The organism is Streptomyces misionensis (assembly GCF_900104815.1).
In the GTDB taxonomy this organism is placed as follows: domain Bacteria; phylum Actinomycetota; class Actinomycetes; order Streptomycetales; family Streptomycetaceae; genus Streptomyces; species Streptomyces misionensis.
This window is the reverse complement of sequence record NZ_FNTD01000001.1, coordinates 1-15,918: the sequence shown is the minus strand read 5'-3', so window position 1 is coordinate 15,918 and position 15,918 is coordinate 1. Positions and strand designations below refer to the sequence as shown.

Here is a 15,918-nt window from a genome sequence, read left to right as displayed (position 1 = left end):
TTCGCACGGGCTGATGACGGAGTGTTACCGCCCGCCCTGCGGGCGGGCGTTCGGCCGCTGCGGCGGCCGGGCCCTCTGCGCTGCGCTCCGAGGGCGGGCCCCGGGCCTGCGTCCCGGGGCGGCACGGTCCGCTGCGCTCCCCGTGCGAATGCTGCGCTCCGCGCAGCAGGCTGGCAGCAGGGGCGGGGTGGGTCTCTCGCGCGTGGGGGCGCGTCTGGGCGTGTGGGCGTGTGGGCGTGTGGGCGTGTGGGCGCCTAGGCGTTGGGCGGCCCCTTAGGCGCCCGGGACCCCTCCGTTGGACTCCGGGCGCCGGGCCCGGCTGACAGGCCACCAGACGGACACACAGCCCCTCTCCCGGGGCGAGTTGGCCGCCCCACCGTCCCTGCGTCGTGCCACACCCCGCGCGAGGCCCGCGCCGCGGACCCGGTCAGCCGCGCCGGCCAACCGAGCCTCGACTACGCAGGGTTGATGCAGCATGTGCTGTTGGCAGATCCAGGCCACCCCCGTGCATCATTTTTCGAGCTGGGTAGAGTCTGGAACTACGGCCCACCACCCCCCGGGGCGTTAACGGGCTCCGTCAACACCACGGTGCGGGTCCGGCGCAGCGCTGCACGATCCTCTCCGGACCGCGCGGACGCGGAGCTTGGACCGGGACGCGCACCGCTCTGAACTGGACGTACACCCGTCATGGGCCGTGGCCCAGGCCGTGTTGCACACCCTCCCGGCAGACTCGCCGAGCCACCCCGCACGGGAGACCCCACACTCATGAGACGGGTCGAGGACGACCCCACCAACCCACACTGACACCCCGTCAGCCGTCCCAGAGAAATACCATCGGTCGCCCCTAACACCGTTGACAGCCTCCCAGGAATCCGACCGTAAACACGAAACACCCCCGGACTGAAAACCGCCCCGAGGGCGCCACAACCGACCCGAATTTACGCCCCGGCCTCACTTTTTGCTTTCTGCCCGGAAACGCTCGACGTACTTGTGCACGGTGCCCGCAGCGCGGCCCGCGAAGGCTCCGATGCGCCGTTGCGTCCATCCCTGCTCGTAGCCGTAGCGGAGGCGGGCGGTGACCTGCGAGTCGGTGAGCAGCTCAGGCCTGCGCCCGGGCGCGCACTCGGCCGGGAGGCCGGGCAGATCCCAGTCTCGAATGCCCGACAGGTCTGCCCAGTCGGGAGAAGCGGGGGGCTTGGGGCGGCCGGACAGGTCTTCCCAGTCGGTGGGCTGGGGCTGGGTGGGGACGGAGGCCGGCGTGGTGCGAGCGCCGAGCTGGAGGGTGAGGCGGGCACCGGGTTCGGCATGCAGCTCCAGGCGGAGGCTGTCGGCGGCGCCGGGCGGGGTGTACTGCACGGTGACGATCACGGGGTCGGCCATGCACGGTGAACGACCAGACCCGTGTCCTGGTGCCGGGGTGTCTGGCCCCGGCCGCGCGCGGCCCCGCCGACCCGCGCGAGAAAAGGATCCGGGCGCCCGACCCCCGAGGCGTCCCCGTGCCCGCCGCTCCTTCCCGCCCTGGCTGGTGTACCGCACGAGCGCCATCCAGGACGCGGACCGGCGTATCGGGCCGACCGCGGGTCGCGGCGCCGAGGGCGACGGCGGCGGTGAGGGCGACGCCGCCACGGATTCGGCCACGCACGGTCAACGACAAGGGCTCTCTGGGGAGTTACTTCCGCTCAGCCCTCAGCCTCTCGAGCTTTGTGACGCAGGCCACATAACGGTTTGTCAATGCGCGCACATTACTTTGGCACCAAAAGCGCAGCTCACAGGCTTAGTTGACGTTGTTGGGGGGGTGTCCGCCAAGGAGTGCGCCTTATGCTTGCTCCTGGTCTTCCGCAGAGGTCCGCTCGAGCTCCACCACGAGGATGGTCGAGAGGTCCCTCGTAGTGGAGGCCCGGTCAGCCATCCGGCAATCGGGCACCTACTGGACATCGCGGAGGACCAGATGATTGGTGAGACACCCGCTTCATCGGACGACGAAGACGAGAAGGAAGCCGCCGAGCGGCGCCGGGAACGGCAGCAGAGGCTCTGGCAGATCCTGCTCGACTGGTCACCGGTGCTGGCGGTACTCGCCAAGATCGTGATTCAGCGCTGCTCCTAGCAGGGAGCGGCGTGAGCGAGGTCGCAATGATCGGGGAAACAAGAAACCCGGTCGACTGGTGCGCGACCGGGGCTCCTGCTGTATCGCGAAGAAGGGCCTCTGACCTGGGTGGCAGCCCGGTGAAGGGGCCCTTCATTACGTAGACGCTGTGTCTACACTCGCACCCCGATCGTACTCGGTTCCCTACATCCTGACCTACAGGCAGATGGCGTTGATGCCGATATGTAGGCCCGCTGACTAGGCGCGGGGGAGCGCCTCGGGGCCGTCCGGGTGGACGGGATGTAGGAGATCAGATGGCCATACAAGGTACAGACGGGGCTGCCTGACAGACTGTCCGGACCCGAAGTAGCCGCTCATGGGGGCGGTGAAGCGAACGGAGGTCCTGGGCGTGGCGAAGATCCATGTCGTGATGAACCGCAAGGGCGGTGTCGGCAAGTCGTTGATCAGCCTGAACATGGGGGCGGTCTGCGCGGATGTGCGGGGGCCGCGGCCGGACGGGCAGCCGCATGTGGCGGTGGCGTCGGCGGACCCGCAGGGGACGGCGCTGTGGCGGGCGGCGCGGCTGGCTGAGCAGCCGTTCGACATCCTCGACATCTCGGACGACGTCGAGAACATCGCGCTGCTGAAGCGGCTGCCGTACGCGCACGTCTTCGTGGACACCCCGGGCTGGGCCGAGATCGATCCGACCAGCGGCAGGGATCCGCTGGGGGAGGACAAGTACGGGCGGATCCTGCGGGCGTTGCTGGACCAGGCGGACGACGTCATCGTGCCGATGATGACCGAGGTGGACTGCTACGAGGCGACGTGGCAGACGATCGAGTGGGTGCTCAAGCCGCTCGGTGTCCCGTTCCAGGTGGTCATCAACAACTGGGCGCCGGCCGAAGGCATCGCCTACGTGGAGGGCACCCGCGGCTGGTGTGAGAAGCACGGCTATCCGGTGGCACAGACGGTGATCCGCCGGTACCGCGTGCACACCAACGCCACCAAGGTGGTCACCCAGTACAACAACAACCGGGTGGAGCTCCAGGCACGCGAAGACTTCTACCGGTTCGCGCTCGAGCACGGCCTGCGGGGCGCGGAGACGCGTCTGCCCGTCCAGGCCGGCGCGGACGCCGAGGCGGTGCAGGCGTGATGGCGGGGACCCGTACGAGCATCGCCGAGCAGCTGGCGAACGCGGCGGTGGGCACGGAGGTCGAGCCGCGTCGGCAGACGGTCCGGCCGCAGTCTTCCGCGCCGTCTCCGCGGTCTTCCGTGCCGCAGGCGGAGTCTTCGCAGGTCAACGGATCTCGTCAGGAAGACGAAAAGACTAATAGTCTTCCGGATCTCCCGGCTGTCACCCTGTTCTCGCCGCCGACGAGCACCGATCCCGCCGAGCGGCTGGCGTACTGCACGGGGGCTATCCAGGACGCGGACCGGCGTACCGAGCTGGCCACCGAGCGGATCACCCAGCAATACCTGCTGTGGGTGGGCGAGCCCTACCGGATCGTGCGCGACGAAGAGCTGTACCGGGTCGCCGGCTACTCGACGTTCGACAAGTGGGGCCGCGCGCTCAACGGGCGCAGCGGCGACTACATGAACAAGATCATCCGAGTGGCGCCGGTCGTACGAGCCCTCTCGCCCATCACCCGCCGCCAACTCAAGGAGCAGCCGCTGCGCCCGCTCGTCGCCGTCCAGCGCGAGCACGGCGACGAGGCGGTCCGCCGGTGCTGGCGCAAGGCGGAAGCCGCCGGGGACTTGACCGAGCGCGGGCTGCGCGCGGCAGCAGTCGAGTGCGGCTACGCCATCGCCCCGGAGCCCGAGCCGCTGGAGGAGGTGAAGCCCCAGCCGGAGCTGGAGCCGTCCGATGTCCTGCGGCTGAAGAAGCTTCAGCGGCTCGCCGCCAGTGACCCGCAACGGGCCCTGGCGCTGTGCCGCCAGGCGCAGAGCGACCTCGCCCGCCTGGAACAGGATCTCCTCACCCGGCCGACGCCAGGCGGAACGCCGACGGACGACTAGCGGCAGCGACCCGGGCCCTCTTGATCGCCCCCTGACCGGCCCCATCACGGGGATGGTCGGGGGGCTCTCACTCCGCACCACTTCGCCGCCGGCGTCGAGTTCCTGCCGGACAGGACTGACTCGCAGGTCGCGTCCTGGGTCGCGTCCTGGGTCGCGTCCTAAGTCGCGCCCTGGGTCCTGCCCTAGGTCGCGCCCCGGGTCGCACCGGGCGTCGCCCCGGAGCCCGGCAAAACGCCAGCTCAGCCGCGCGATTCCGAACGGTTCGGCGCGCCGACTACTTCCCTGGGGCGTTCCCCCGGGCGGTACCGGCCCGGTTCCGCCGGGTCCTGGCGCCCGACTGGGCCGGGCCGCCCCGGTCACGACACGGCCTGGACGATGCCGACCACACCCCCCACGAGGACGCCGGCGGCGGCGATGGCGACACCGACCGGCGCCCCGAGTGCCGGACGGCGGTGAACGACCACGGCCAGACCGACGACCACGGCCAGGCCGACGACGACCAGGAGCAGCGCGACGAACAGCACGAGCATCGTGACGACAGACACGAGTCCCCCAGAGGGTCAGTGCACACGGTGGTGCAGCGGATGGATGGCGGAGCGTGGACACTCCCCAGCCCTTACGTCCCGGGCAGGCCCCCGGACAGGGCGGCGCCAGAGTGCGGGGAGCGGGGGCAAGCCCCGCAAGCCCTGCCCTACGAAGGAGTTATGGGGCGCAGGCAGCCACATGTGACGGTCCGGCGCGAGGAAAATCGCGAGGCGGTCAGTCCCGGACGCGGGCAGCGCGGCCAGTCCGGAAGTTCACCGCCTCGTGCGCGCGCGACACGCGCGCGCCTTGGAGCCGCCCGGAGCAACCGGCCGGGGCGGTGAAGAAGAACTCCGACGCGTCACACAGGGTGGTTACTTACTACTTCCCGACCCGGCCGAGAGTGCCGCGACCGGCCCTCATGAGCCGTCTCACCGGCCGCTCCCCGGTCGGGAGGAAGGAAGGAGTAACCACCGCGCGCGATGATCGGGCGATGACCGACCGCCGCCCGCTGGGCACCGGACCCGACCGCGCCGACCTGTCCCGTACGCGAGACACCGAACCGGCGCCGCGCGCGCAGCTCGCCGCCGAACGCCTCGAAGCCGTCCCGGCCGCCGAGCCGAAGCCGCGCCCGACGGCCGGGCGCCGGATGCTCGGTGCCGGCCCCGCCGCGCCGGGCGGTGACGGGCACGGTGACACCGTGCGGTGACCACCGCCGCCGGGACCGGCCCGGGTCCTCACGCGTACGTGCGCGTAATCGCGCGCAGGCGGCACGCCCGACCCGCGTCACGCGCGGCACGCGTTGGGCCCCTCGATGAGCCGTCGGCGGCGCTCCGCAGCCCGCCCTCGCCGTGCCCGGCCCGGCTTCCCCGGTCGGTCCCGATCGTCCGTCCCGTCTCGTGTGCACGCGTGTGCCCGCGCACGTGTGCACGCTTTAACGCGCGCGAGGCCCGCCACGGCCTTCCACGGCCCCCTGGAGCGCCTTCCGGCACCGGGCCGGACTCCCGGCCGCCGAGCCCGCCCAACGCCTCTCGTACGGGCGGACAGGGGCGCGCGGACGCCCGCGTACCCGGACAGGCGGGCGCAGCCGGGCGGGCGCACCCCGGCGCCGGCGCGCGGGCAGCCGCGGCCGGGCGCGCGGACGTTGCGGACAGGCCCGGACTTCCCGCGCGGTGACGGTCGCCGCGGCGGCCAACCACGCGTACGCGTACGCGTAGTTCTCGCGCCCGCGAGGCCGTTCGGGCCCGGTGATGATGACGGTGATGACAACCAGGACCTGGCGCCAACTGGCAGTGTCCTGTCCGGCACCTGGCGCGGCCTGTCCGCGACGTGCCGGTGTCCTGGAGCGCGTCTTGGCGCTGATGTGCCGGCGCCAAGACGCGCTCCAGGACGCCACCAGGCATGACAAGCCAGACAAGCCAATCAGCAACCCCCCGGCCCCGGGCCCGGAAACGCCCGCCAGAGCCCCAGACCCCGGGGGGTGCGCCGCCGATTGGATTCATTGGCCCGCGCACGTCAGGATCGGTTCCGCCGCCGTCTGCTGATCGGCACCGCCCGCCAATCAGCAGACGGCCGGTTCAGCGGGCCACCGCCACGGTGACACGCCCCGGCCCAAGCACCGCAAGTCCGGTCCTGCCGCGCCCCGGACCGTGACACCGACAACCAACCGGAAGCGCTATACGGCGATCTGACGGCCGAACAGACGCCGCCCCGCCCAGAGAGACCCGGGCGGGGCGAGAGAGCCGGAGAACGACGCACAACCGGTTCCCCGACGCATTCACCCGCCCGCCGCTGCGCCCCGAACGCCGACGCCCTGCCATCAGAAGCTGGACAGCGGCGGTTTGCGCATCGTCTCGCCATCACCGAGTCCGGCAGTGAGCACCACCTGGCGCACTCCGTCCTGGACTCCCCAATCGGTACCGACTGACTCCAGGCGCAGCACCGACACGTACTCGCCGTCCAGGATCTCGGCGTGGATCACCACGGGCGTGGCGTCTTCAATCGCGGGGTCAGCCAGCATCTCTCGCAGCATGCCCACGGTCAGTGCGTGGGGCTTCGGCTTCGTCATGCCGCCTGTCTACCCGCCCTGCTGAGGCGTTGTACGCCCGATCCCAGCGCGGACACGAACCGCCCCGCCCGAAGGCACCCGGGCGGGGCGGAAATACGGGAGACGGCGTGTAGCCCGCTACTGGGCTGCGTAGCCGATCTGCTGGTCGTCCCAGAAGCCTTGCTCCGGGATCAGGCCTGCCGTCTCGGCTTCCTCAGCGGTCAGCGTGACGACCGGGATCGGCTCGTTACCCGCGTGCTGGATGGCCACCCACGGCCACGGGTGGCCGCCGCAGAACTGCTCGGGCCACGTCCGCTCCGACCGGGCCCCGCGCCACGGCACCCAGTCCACCAGCCGCAGTTCCTCGGCGCCGAGTTCGGCCGCCGGGGACAGGCCGAAGCCGTACTCCGGCCAGCGCAGCCACAGGCTGGAGCCGATCGGGCGCAGGTCGCGGCGCTTGGCGCCGGGCGCGGCATGCGGGGAGTGCGCCTCGATGAGCATCGCCGCGCCGCCGGAGACCGTGCGCAGCATCTCCAGCCCGGACATGAGCACCCGGGCGGTCTCCTCGTCGTTCGGGTTGCCGGTCAGCGTGAGCTTGTACAGCGGGCCGATCACGATCAGGTCCGGCTTCGCGCGCTCGATCCGGCGGGCGAGGTAGGCCCGGTCCGCCGGCCGCGCCAGGTCGAGGCCGCGCTCGTTCAGGAACTCCAGCGTGACCAGCCGCGGATCGATCGGCGCGCCCTCGGCTTCGGCGGCCCGGGCCATCTGCTCGATCCACGGCCGCGCCTGGTCCCGGCTGTTCTCGGCGTCGATGAGCATGCAGCGCACCGGCGCGATGCGGGCCTTCTTCCACGGGTGCAGCCCGGCCGCCGCGCGCAGCAGCATCTGCCGCAGCAGCAGCGACTTGCCGCCGCCCTCGCCACCCGTGACGATCAGCCGGTCCCAGCGGGCCAGCACCCCGGGCAGCACCCAATCCGGCTCCGCAGGCGTCTCGGCCAGGAACGTGCCCAAGTCCAGCAGCGGCGCGTCCGTCGCGGCGAGTCCCCGGTCCCGGGCCGCACGCATCTCCTCGACCGCCCGCTCGGCGATATCGGCCGCCTCCCCGGCGCCGGAGCGCGCGGCCGCCACCGCGGCAATGCCGGCGGACTCCACCCGCCGCAGCAGCGCCGCGTCCCGCACGACGTTCGCGTACTCGACCGCCGCGTAGACGGTCGGCACCGCCTGCACCAGGTGGTGCAGGTAGGCCCGGCCGCCAGCCTTCTCCAGCAGCCCGCGCCCGGTCAGCTCCGCCGTCATCGTGATCGGGTCACACGGCTCGCGCCGGGTGCGCATCGCGCACGCCACCTCGAACAGCAGCTGGTGGCGGGGCTCGCGGAAGTCGGCGGCCTCCACCACCTCCACCAGCTCCATGAACGCCGCATCCGCCGCATCTCCCGGCGTCAGCAGCGCACCCAGCACCGCCTCGGCCGCCTCCAGCTCCCGCGCCTGCCGCTCGTCCTGGTCCTCGAAGCCGCTCACATCATCGCCCCCTTCATGACCTGCGCCCGCAGCGCCGCCACCTGCTCCGGCGTCGCGCCACCCGCACCATCAGCGCCCGCAGGACCGGCCTGCCCCGGCAGCGGCACCCGCGACGCCTCCGCGTGCTTCACCAGGTCCAACCAGCCATTCGCCGGCATCTCCGCCGCCCGCGCTGCCAGCCACGCCAGCGGGTAGCCCGCCGCAAGCAGCTGCACGGCCTGGCTCCGCAGCCGCTCCCGCGAACCGTTCACCAGCGGACGACCCAGCGCCCGGACGTAGGCGTCCACGACCACATCAGCTCCCGACACCTCCGGCGCAGCCGCCTCTCTCTCTCCCCCCTGAGGCTCCGGGGCCGGTGTGACAACAGTGGCTGTCGGGACCCCGGCGGGAGAAGAGGGAGAAGAGGAAGGAAGGAGAAGGGGGGCAGATTTCGCACCCCCTGCCCCTGCGAGATCTGCCGGGGGGGGTGCGAGATCTGCCGGGGGGGGTGCGAGATCTGCCGGGGGGGGCGACGGGGGGGCGGCAGATTTCGCCGGGGGGTCTGAGCTGGGGTTTTCCTCAGGCGCCTCGTTGAAGGTCAGTTCCTCCACGAGGGACGGCCCATAGTCGGTGCGCGCACGCTTCATGCTGGCCAGCAAGTCCAGGTTGACCCGGAACAGGTTGGCGAGCTGCGCCCCGTTCTTCGGGCTGAAGCGCTCCCCGGCCTTGAGTAGCCGGCGCTTCTCCAGCTTGGCCCGCTGGTCCCGCGCGGACCTGAGGGACATGTGCGCCTCGTCCGCGATCTGCTGCATGTGCGCGATCACGTATCCCTTGGCGTCGGTGTGGTTGCAGCACGCCATCAGGAACGCGCCCTCACCCACACTCAGTCCCTCCGCCTGGAACACCAGGTTCATGTGCTGGATCACTGGGCAACCCCCGGTGTGACCAGGGTCGGAGCCTGTCCATGTGGTGCTGTGCGGGCCGTGCGTCGTACGCTCAAGGGAGCGCACCTCCTTGCAGGGAGTCGTAGTGCTTCCTCCGCCCCCGGGTCGCCTCCCGGGAGTGGAGCGTCAGGCCCCGCCCCTAAGCGGGGCCTGTTGCGTTGTGCGGCCCATCCTGCCGTCCTCCCTCTGTGGACAGAGGATCGAGCCTGTTGATCTTTTCTCTACTGGCGTTGTGCCTTTGGTGGTTTACTGGGCGACCGCATAAGCCGATGTGGATCCTCTGCTTAGCGACCCAGAGAAACGCGGAACCTGCTTGCAAGGAGTGATCCCGCTGAAACAGAGGGAGCGAAATTCCTTGCGTTTAGATTTACGCGATTTCTGTTAACTGGAAATTGGTACATGCGCTCCGGGCGCGTACACGTCTTCCCAGTAACCCAGGGCGTGTTCATCGTCATGGAAGACGACCGTGGTCACTAGGACGGCAACTGCGGTATGCGGAGGAGCGTCAATCTCCAGTGCATCCAACTCGTCTTGTGACGCCTGCCGAGCGTGCGCGGTGCGCTGTCCCTTTACTACCTCGCGGCCGGTCCGCTCGGTGTACAGAGCGTCGAACTGCCGGGTCATTCGGGCGTCGTCCGCCAGCTCGGGCACCTCGCTCACCGTGTGCGGCGGGTAGACGGAGACCCCGACCGAGGTAGGCCGGCCGTCCTGGCGGAAGACGCGGATGCGGATGACGGCCTCGTCTCCGGGCTCCAGGTCCAGCGCCCTGCACACGTCCGCGTCGTGGACCGACCTGCGCATCACCTTGTGCCCCGAGGAAGTTTCCCCGGGTGCGTATCGGAGCCCGTTCCTGGCCATGCGGTCGAGACGGTCCGCTCCCGTGATCACGAGCGGAGACTTGGCCACCACAGTCCCGAGCGAGCCCCGCGACGTCACCAGGCCCTCGCCCTTGAGCACGCCCAACGCGCGGCTGACGGTCTTCGCCGCCACGTCGAACTGATCTCGGATCTCCGCCACAGAGGGAAGCGCGTCGCCTGGAGCGAGCTCCCCGCTCTTGATCAGCGCTCGGAAGTGATTCGCCACGTCGGCGTACCCCTTCCCTGGCGACTTGTATGCCATGACTCCTCCAGGTTTGCCGGGTCGGTCCTGCCCCACGAAGGTACATCAATCTTCGCTCAAGGTACAACGCTTGACCCATGGCGGTGCTACATGTACCTTCATGGCGTCGGGAAGGTACACGAAGTACCTAGCGGCAGTCGATTCGTACCTTGCTTCGGCCTGTCGCTTACGACGCGCTGACCTGCATAAACGCAGGTGCCCGGCCGGTGTTGGAGCACCGGCCGGGCTGGTGGCCCTCGGCGTTGATGCACGTCAGGGGCCTTTGGGCGGTGGTCAAGGCGTTGGAGCGCCTCGACCGCTGTCGGACCGATCCACGGACTAGGTGTGAGGGCCGACGTATGTCGATTGTCGCTGAGCGGCCGGTGATCCCGCAGGTAGCGGGACGCGCGGATGTGGGGGAGCGGGCTGACGTAGCGGTCAGCGCTGGGCTGGCGGAGGAGATCGAGCGCCAGGAGCAGGAGGACGACGCCCGGGGTTTCGAGCCGGAGCCGGAGCCGCAGGAGCGGGTTCGGGTTCGGGATCGTTCGGGGGAGCGGTCGCGGGCGGAGCGGGACCGGGTGCGGCCGGCGGTGACGGCGGGGGTGCCGGAGAACGCGTTGCTGACGTCGTCGTACACCGAGCCGGTGCGGGTTTCCCTGCGGGCGGTGGCCGATGAGCCGCTGTCGGCGCAGGACGCGGTGCTGGTCGGGGAGTTGTTCGCGCTGCACGCGAAGCGGCTGGTGCGCTACGTGTGGCTGCGGCTGGACCGGTTCGGTGACGGGCCTCTGGCGGAGGACCTGGCGCAGGAGGTCTGGCTGGGCGTGTCGCGGCCGGGCGGTCTGGAGCTGCTGCGCGAGGTGGAGCCGCAGGACGCGTTCGGGATCCTCGCGGGTCGGGCGAAGTGGATGATCGCCCGTCACTTCCGGCTGAGGAGCAACCGCGACGAGCGCCTGGTCCGGGTCGCGGACGGGGACGACTCGGCGGATGCGGCGCTGGAGCGGACGGCGCACCGGGCGCCCGCGGCGGTGCCGGCGGAGCCCGTGGCGGGGGAGCTGCCCGCGCATTGGCAGGAGGCGCTGGAACTGCTGGAGCCGAAGCTCCGGGAGATCGTGCACCTGCGGTTCGAGCTGGCCATGTCCTACCGGGCCATCGGCGCCCGGCTGGAGCTGTCGCAGTGCGCGGTCACCAAGCGGCTGAAGCGGGCGATCGCGCAGTTACGGCCGGTCGCGTCGGGCGGCGAGGTGGCCGTGCCGGTGAAGAGCGATCCCTTCCCGGACGGGTGGGAGACGGTCGTGGACGTGCTGCCGGAGGTCTGGCGGGCGATCGTGCGGCTGCGGGCCGAAGGGCTGACGAACTCGCAAATCGCGGCCCGGGTCGGCCGGAGCCCAGTCACGGTCTCGAACGTGACCGCGCAGTCGGTGCGCCGCCTGGTGGAGGCGCTGCGCGCCGCCGGGCGGGACGCCGAGCTGCCGAAGCGGCCCGCCGTGTCGGAGCCGCCGGAGGGCTGGGAGGCGGTGGCGGACCGGCTGCCGGAGCTGCACCGGGCCGTGGTGGCGCTGCGCGCGCAGGGCGTGCCGACGGCCGAGGTCGCCGCCCGGCTCGGACTCAAGAGCGACTCCTACATCCGCGCCCTGTGGCGTGAGGGCTGCGCCCGGCTGCACGCGGCGGTGCAGGCATGAGCGCGCAGGTAGGTGCGGTGGCCGTCCGGCAGGTAGTGCGGCAGTCAGGACAGACAGCGCAGGCGCCGGAGAAGCAGCTGAGCTTGAAGGCGCAGCGCAGGCTGCGGGGTGAGGCGATCCGGGGGAACGGGCCGGGTGGCCGGCGGTTGGGCCGGGGCGAGGACGTCCGGCTGGAGCCGAGGGCGTCGGTGCGACTGGGCGAGCTGTACGCGGAGTACGGCGAGGGCCTGGTGCACTACGCGCGGCGCAAGCTGATGAACCGCGGAACCCCGGCCGGGGTGGTGGTGCACCTCGCGGAGGAGATCGCGCAGGACGCGTGGGTGGAGATCGCGCGGACGGGTGCGAAGGACTTGCTGGCGCCGGACGCGGGGAGCCGGTACTCGGCTGACGAGACGCGGTGGATGCTGTGGCGGCGGGTGAAGGACCGGATCCTGGCGCACTACAAGCGGTCCGCCTCGTACGAGACGGCCGTCGATTGGGACGACAAGCAGACGTGCGCCGTGCTGTGTCCGCTGCTGGAGGAGACGCTGTCCGAGCGCTGCCAGCTCGGAGCGCTTACGGGCCCGATGGCGCAGATGGTGGCGGCGCTGCCGGAGGCGGAGCGCGAGGCGCTGCTGACCCTGGCCTACGCGGTGCCGGTGGACAGGGCGCGTGAGCTGCTGGTGGAGACGGGGGCGGTCGGCAAGCTGGAGAAGCTGGTGGCCCGGGCGGTGCTGCTGCTGCTGATCGACAACCCCGAGTTGTCGGGCCCGCGCACGCCGATGCATGAACTTGAGGACTGGGAGCGCGCGGCGCTGCACCGCGTGAGCTGGGCGCAGCGGCAGCTGCTGCTGCGCCTGGACGACTTCCCGCGCCAGGCTCTGCTGCTGCACTTGGTCGACGGGTTGACCGGCCCTCAGATCTCCGAGCGCCTGGGCGTCCCGCGCGGACGCGTGCTCTCGGTGGTCTCCGGCTGCGCCGTGCTGGTGGCGGGGGTGGAGTCGTGAGCAACAACCCCGACCGCAAGCCGTGCTCGAAGCGTCGGCGTCTGTTGAAGGCGCGCCTCGCGGCCCGGGACGGCGCGCAGTGCTTCTACTGCGCCACGCCGTTCGGGCCCGGACTTGAGGGCGCCACGGTCGATCACCTGATCCCGCGATCCCTGGTCCACACATGGGCGCAGGCCGCCCTGGTGCTCGCCTGCCAGCCCTGCAACGAGGCCAAGTCCGACCAGCTTCCGCAGGCGCTGCTGCGCCCGGCGCCCGGCCAGTTCCGCCCCGGCCTGGTCCCCACCCGCGCGGTGTGACGGCTGCCTGTCCGCCCCCGCCCGCCACCACCAGGCGGCCGGGGCCGGGCGGGGAGCCGGGCACACGGCCCGGCCCAGGAAGGACGTCCCCGTGTTCGCGAAGAAGAAGCCCGGCGTCGAGTACCCGCCCTACGTCACCGTGCCGCGCAAGGCCGGTGAGCCCCGCGCGGTGGGCCAGCCGCCGCGCACCACGCGCTCGAAGCCCGCGCCGGCGGACCAGCCGGTGAAGCGGATCGGGTTCCGCGCCTCGAAGAAGAAGTAACCCGCCGTGACCGTGGTCGGGGTGCGGGCGACGCGCACAGTGCGCAACGCCCGCACCCCGCCCGGCCCTTAGAAGGGAGCGGGTGCGCGCCGCGCACACCTCCCGCGCACAGTCCGACGCGTACCGGTTTGTCCGGCGCGATCAGTTTCCGCGCACCGTGCGCGCACACTACGGAGAGTCAGGAAGACATGGGCAGGAAGAAGTTGGAGGAGTCCGGGCCGCCCGGCTCGGCGGCGCGGCTGCGGGCGGGACTGGCGGTGGCGGACCGGTTCATCTCGTTCGTCACGTGGGGCGTGGCGGCGGGGATGATCGTGTGGTCGATGCTGAACGCGACCCCGTACGTGGCCGATCACCTTGACCCGGACTGGCGGGACACCGCGTTCGTGCTGCCCCTGGTGGTGGACTTGGCGTTCCTCGGGTCGCTGCGCGCGGACGAGATCGCCTCCCGCCACAACGTGGGCGGCGGAGCGTGGGCGGCGGCGCTGCGCCTGTTCACCGGAGCGTCGAGCCTGTTCCTGAACATCGGGAGCGCGGCCGAGAAGAACGACTGGACGGGCGTGTTCCAGCACCTGATCACGCCGGGCATCCTCGTGCTGCTCGCGGAGGCCGGCCCCGTCTACCGGCGCCGCCTCGCCCGGCGCCTGGACGACATCGAGGCGGAGGAAGCCGCCGCGGCCGACGCCGAGCGCGCCCGCCAGGAGCAGGAGGAGGAGCGCCGGCGCCGCCAGGCACAGGAGGACGCCGACCGCGAGGCCGAGCGGCAGCGCCAGGAAGAGGAGCAGCGGCGCAAGCAGGCATGGGACGACGAGCTGAAGCGGGCGGAGTTGGAGGAGAAGCGCGAGGCCGCCCGCGCGTCCCGCGAGATCCAGGCCCGGCGCCTCGACCTGGAGGAGAAGCGCCTCACCCTGCACCGGCCCGCACCCGCCACGCCGCACCCGGCTCCCGCGTCAGGTGCCAGCCCCGCCCCGCAGCACCCGGTCGCGCCCGCGCCGGCCGCACCGGTACGTGTACCTGCCGCGCCTGTCGCGTCCGCGCCTCGCACGGGGGTCCCGGCCCCGCAGCCCCGCACTGAAGCCGCGAACGGCCACCCTGTCGCGCCCAAGGCCGACCTGGACGCGACAGCAGCCGACAAGGCCGCACAGGCCGTTCAGGCGCTCCACGCCACCCCGCAGGCCCCGGCCGCGCCCCGCAAGGACGCCACGCTGTCCGTGGCCGCCGCGCAGGCCACCGCCCCCGGCCGCGTCACCGCCCGCATCGAGGACCAGGAGGACAAGCCCGCCCCGGCGGCGACCGCCGATTCCCAAATTTGGGAACGGCCCGCCCCGCAGCCCGCGGCGCCCTCCGGGCCCGTCAAGGACTGGGATCTGCCCGGCCTCCCTGCCGACTGCGCCCCCGGCCGTGCGCCCGAGCTGCTCACCGATGCCCAGGTGACCGCCCGCATTGACTACGGGCTGACCCAGGGGTGGACCCAGCGCCGCGTTGGCGAATTCGCCGGACGCAGCGCCACCGTTGTTAATCGTCGGAAGAAGGAGCGGGAGCGGGCTGCGTAATTCGCGGAGCCGTGAAACACCCCCGGGACGGTTATCCGTCCGGGGGTGTTTCGTGTTTACGGTCGGATTCCTGGGAGGCTGTCAACGGTGTTAGGGGCGACCGATGGTATTTCTCTGGGACGGCTGACGGGGTGTCAGTGTGGGTTGGTGGGGTCGTCCTCGACCCGTCTCATGAGTGTGGGGTCTCCCGTGCGGGGTGGCTCGGCGAGTCTGCCGGGAGGGTGTGCAACACGGCCTGGGCCACGGCCCATGACGGGTGTACGTCCAGTTCAGAGCGGTGCGCGTCCCGGTCCAAGCTCCGCGTCCGCGCGGTCCGGAGAGGATCGTGCAGCGCTGCGCCGGACCCGCACCGTGGTGTTGACGGAGCCCGTTAACGCCCCGGGGGGTGGTGGGCCGTAGTTCCAGACTCTACCCAGCTCGAAAAATGATGCACGGGGGTGGCCTGGATCTGCCAACAGCACATGCTGCATCAACCCTGCGTAGTCGAGGCTCGGTTGGCCGGCGCGGCTGACCGGGTCCGCGGCGCGGGCCTCGCGCGGGGTGTGGCACGACGCAGGGACGGTGGGGCGGCCAACTCGCCCCGGGAGAGGGGCTGTGTGTCCGTCTGGTGGCCTGTCAGCCGGGCCCGGCGCCCGGAGTCCAACGGAGGGGTCCCGGGCGCCTAAGGGGCCGCCCAACGCCTAGGCGCCCACACGCCCACACGCCCACACGCCCACACGCCCAGACGCGCCCCCACGCGCGAGAGACCCACCCCGCCCCTGCTGCCAGCCTGCTGCGCGGAGCGCAGCATTCGCACGGGGAGCGCAGCGGACCGTGCCGCCCCGGGACGCAGGCCCGGGGCCCGCCCTCGGAGCGCAGCGCAGAGGGCCCGGCCGCCGCAGCGGCCGAACGCCCGCCCGCAGGGCGGGCGGTAACACTCCGTCATCAGCCCGTGCGAA

At 71.7% G+C, this 15,918-nt stretch carries 15 protein-coding genes; 9 read left to right on the top strand and 6 right to left on the bottom strand.

Translation table 11 applies throughout. The annotated features are described in order from the left end of the window. Positions 1-951 precede the first annotated feature (951 nt). On the bottom strand, positions 952-1,380 hold the full coding sequence (locus BLW85_RS00070; RefSeq protein WP_074989909.1) for a helix-turn-helix domain-containing protein: 429 nt from the start codon (positions 1,378-1,380) through the stop codon (positions 952-954). Between the two features lie 568 nt (positions 1,381-1,948). On the opposite strand from BLW85_RS00070, the gene BLW85_RS39060 reads away from it, so the two are divergent. The 3 genes from BLW85_RS39060 (at position 1,949) to BLW85_RS00060 (ending at position 4,099) form a co-directional block, all read left to right on the top strand. After that, positions 1,949-2,104: a hypothetical protein gene (locus BLW85_RS39060; RefSeq protein ID WP_167381333.1), complete on the top strand. Its 156-nt coding sequence runs from the start codon at positions 1,949-1,951 to the stop codon at positions 2,102-2,104. A gap of 364 nt (positions 2,105-2,468) precedes the next feature. Beyond that, complete coding sequence (locus tag BLW85_RS00065; RefSeq protein ID WP_208624797.1) at positions 2,469-3,236, top strand: ParA family protein; 768 nt, start codon at positions 2,469-2,471, stop codon at positions 3,234-3,236. Then, complete coding sequence (locus BLW85_RS00060) at positions 3,236-4,099, top strand: hypothetical protein (protein WP_074989907.1); 864 nt, start codon at positions 3,236-3,238, stop codon at positions 4,097-4,099. The genes BLW85_RS00065 and BLW85_RS00060 overlap by 1 nt, the downstream gene beginning before the upstream one ends. A gap of 356 nt (positions 4,100-4,455) precedes the next feature. Here BLW85_RS00060 and BLW85_RS38705 read toward each other — a convergent pair whose 3' ends face one another. Next, a complete protein-coding gene (locus BLW85_RS38705) occupies positions 4,456-4,644 on the bottom strand; it encodes a hypothetical protein (RefSeq protein ID WP_143060378.1) in 189 nt (62 codons plus the stop codon). 470 nt (positions 4,645-5,114) lie between these two features. Between BLW85_RS38705 and BLW85_RS00055 the strand changes: the two genes are divergently transcribed. Beyond that, positions 5,115-5,330, top strand: a complete 216-nt coding sequence (locus BLW85_RS00055; protein WP_074989906.1) for a hypothetical protein — start codon at positions 5,115-5,117, stop codon at positions 5,328-5,330. A 1,110-nt stretch (positions 5,331-6,440) separates the two neighbouring features. On the opposite strand, the gene BLW85_RS00050 is transcribed toward BLW85_RS00055, so the two are convergent. The 4 genes from BLW85_RS00050 to BLW85_RS00035 all read right to left on the bottom strand — a co-directional run bounded on the left by BLW85_RS00050 (position 6,441) and on the right by BLW85_RS00035 (position 10,228). Then, the gene (locus BLW85_RS00050; protein ID WP_074989905.1) at positions 6,441-6,689 is read right to left on the bottom strand and encodes a hypothetical protein; all 249 of its coding nucleotides are present in this window, start codon (positions 6,687-6,689) and stop codon (positions 6,441-6,443) included. 117 nt (positions 6,690-6,806) lie between these two features. Beyond that, on the bottom strand, positions 6,807-8,186 hold the full coding sequence (locus BLW85_RS00045) for an AAA family ATPase (RefSeq protein ID WP_074989904.1): 1,380 nt from the start codon (positions 8,184-8,186) through the stop codon (positions 6,807-6,809). Continuing rightward, positions 8,183-9,091: a hypothetical protein gene (locus BLW85_RS00040; protein ID WP_074989903.1), complete on the bottom strand. Its 909-nt coding sequence runs from the start codon at positions 9,089-9,091 to the stop codon at positions 8,183-8,185. The genes BLW85_RS00045 and BLW85_RS00040 overlap by 4 nt, the downstream gene beginning before the upstream one ends. Before the next feature lie 399 nt (positions 9,092-9,490). Beyond that, complete coding sequence (locus BLW85_RS00035; RefSeq protein ID WP_074989902.1) at positions 9,491-10,228, bottom strand: GntR family transcriptional regulator; 738 nt, start codon at positions 10,226-10,228, stop codon at positions 9,491-9,493. Positions 10,229-10,566: 338 nt separating this feature from the next. Between BLW85_RS00035 and BLW85_RS00030 the strand changes: the two genes are divergently transcribed. From BLW85_RS00030 to BLW85_RS38140, 5 genes are all read left to right on the top strand, one after another. Continuing rightward, the gene (locus tag BLW85_RS00030) at positions 10,567-11,886 is read left to right on the top strand and encodes a sigma-70 family RNA polymerase sigma factor (protein WP_143060377.1); all 1,320 of its coding nucleotides are present in this window, start codon (positions 10,567-10,569) and stop codon (positions 11,884-11,886) included. Next, positions 11,883-12,872: a sigma-70 RNA polymerase sigma factor region 4 domain-containing protein gene (locus BLW85_RS00025; protein WP_143060376.1), complete on the top strand. Its 990-nt coding sequence runs from the start codon at positions 11,883-11,885 to the stop codon at positions 12,870-12,872. The genes BLW85_RS00030 and BLW85_RS00025 overlap by 4 nt, the downstream gene beginning before the upstream one ends. Then, a complete protein-coding gene (locus BLW85_RS00020; protein ID WP_074989899.1) occupies positions 12,869-13,168 on the top strand; it encodes an HNH endonuclease in 300 nt (99 codons plus the stop codon). Before BLW85_RS00025 ends, BLW85_RS00020 begins: the two co-directional genes overlap by 4 nt. Before the next feature lie 91 nt (positions 13,169-13,259). Beyond that, complete coding sequence (locus BLW85_RS39055; RefSeq protein WP_167381332.1) at positions 13,260-13,430, top strand: hypothetical protein; 171 nt, start codon at positions 13,260-13,262, stop codon at positions 13,428-13,430. A 188-nt stretch (positions 13,431-13,618) separates the two neighbouring features. Then, entirely contained in the window at positions 13,619-14,980 is a 1,362-nt protein-coding gene (locus BLW85_RS38140) for a hypothetical protein (protein WP_074989898.1), read from the top strand. Positions 14,981-15,918 lie beyond the last annotated feature (938 nt).

Coding starts and splice junctions, on each gene's coding strand:
- BLW85_RS00070 (WP_074989909.1), bottom strand. CDS start 1,380: ATGGCCGACCCCGTGATCGTCACCGTGCAGTACACCCCGCCCGGCGCC.
- BLW85_RS39060 (WP_167381333.1), top strand. CDS start 1,949: ATGATTGGTGAGACACCCGCTTCATCGGACGACGAAGACGAGAAGGAA.
- BLW85_RS00060 (WP_074989907.1), top strand. CDS start 3,236: ATGGCGGGGACCCGTACGAGCATCGCCGAGCAGCTGGCGAACGCGGCG.
- BLW85_RS00055 (WP_074989906.1), top strand. CDS start 5,115: ATGACCGACCGCCGCCCGCTGGGCACCGGACCCGACCGCGCCGACCTG.
- BLW85_RS00050 (WP_074989905.1), bottom strand. CDS start 6,689: ATGACGAAGCCGAAGCCCCACGCACTGACCGTGGGCATGCTGCGAGAG.
- BLW85_RS00035 (WP_074989902.1), bottom strand. CDS start 10,228: ATGGCATACAAGTCGCCAGGGAAGGGGTACGCCGACGTGGCGAATCAC.
- BLW85_RS00030 (WP_143060377.1), top strand. CDS start 10,567: ATGTCGATTGTCGCTGAGCGGCCGGTGATCCCGCAGGTAGCGGGACGC.
- BLW85_RS00025 (WP_143060376.1), top strand. CDS start 11,883: ATGAGCGCGCAGGTAGGTGCGGTGGCCGTCCGGCAGGTAGTGCGGCAG.
- BLW85_RS38140 (WP_074989898.1), top strand. CDS start 13,619: ATGGGCAGGAAGAAGTTGGAGGAGTCCGGGCCGCCCGGCTCGGCGGCG.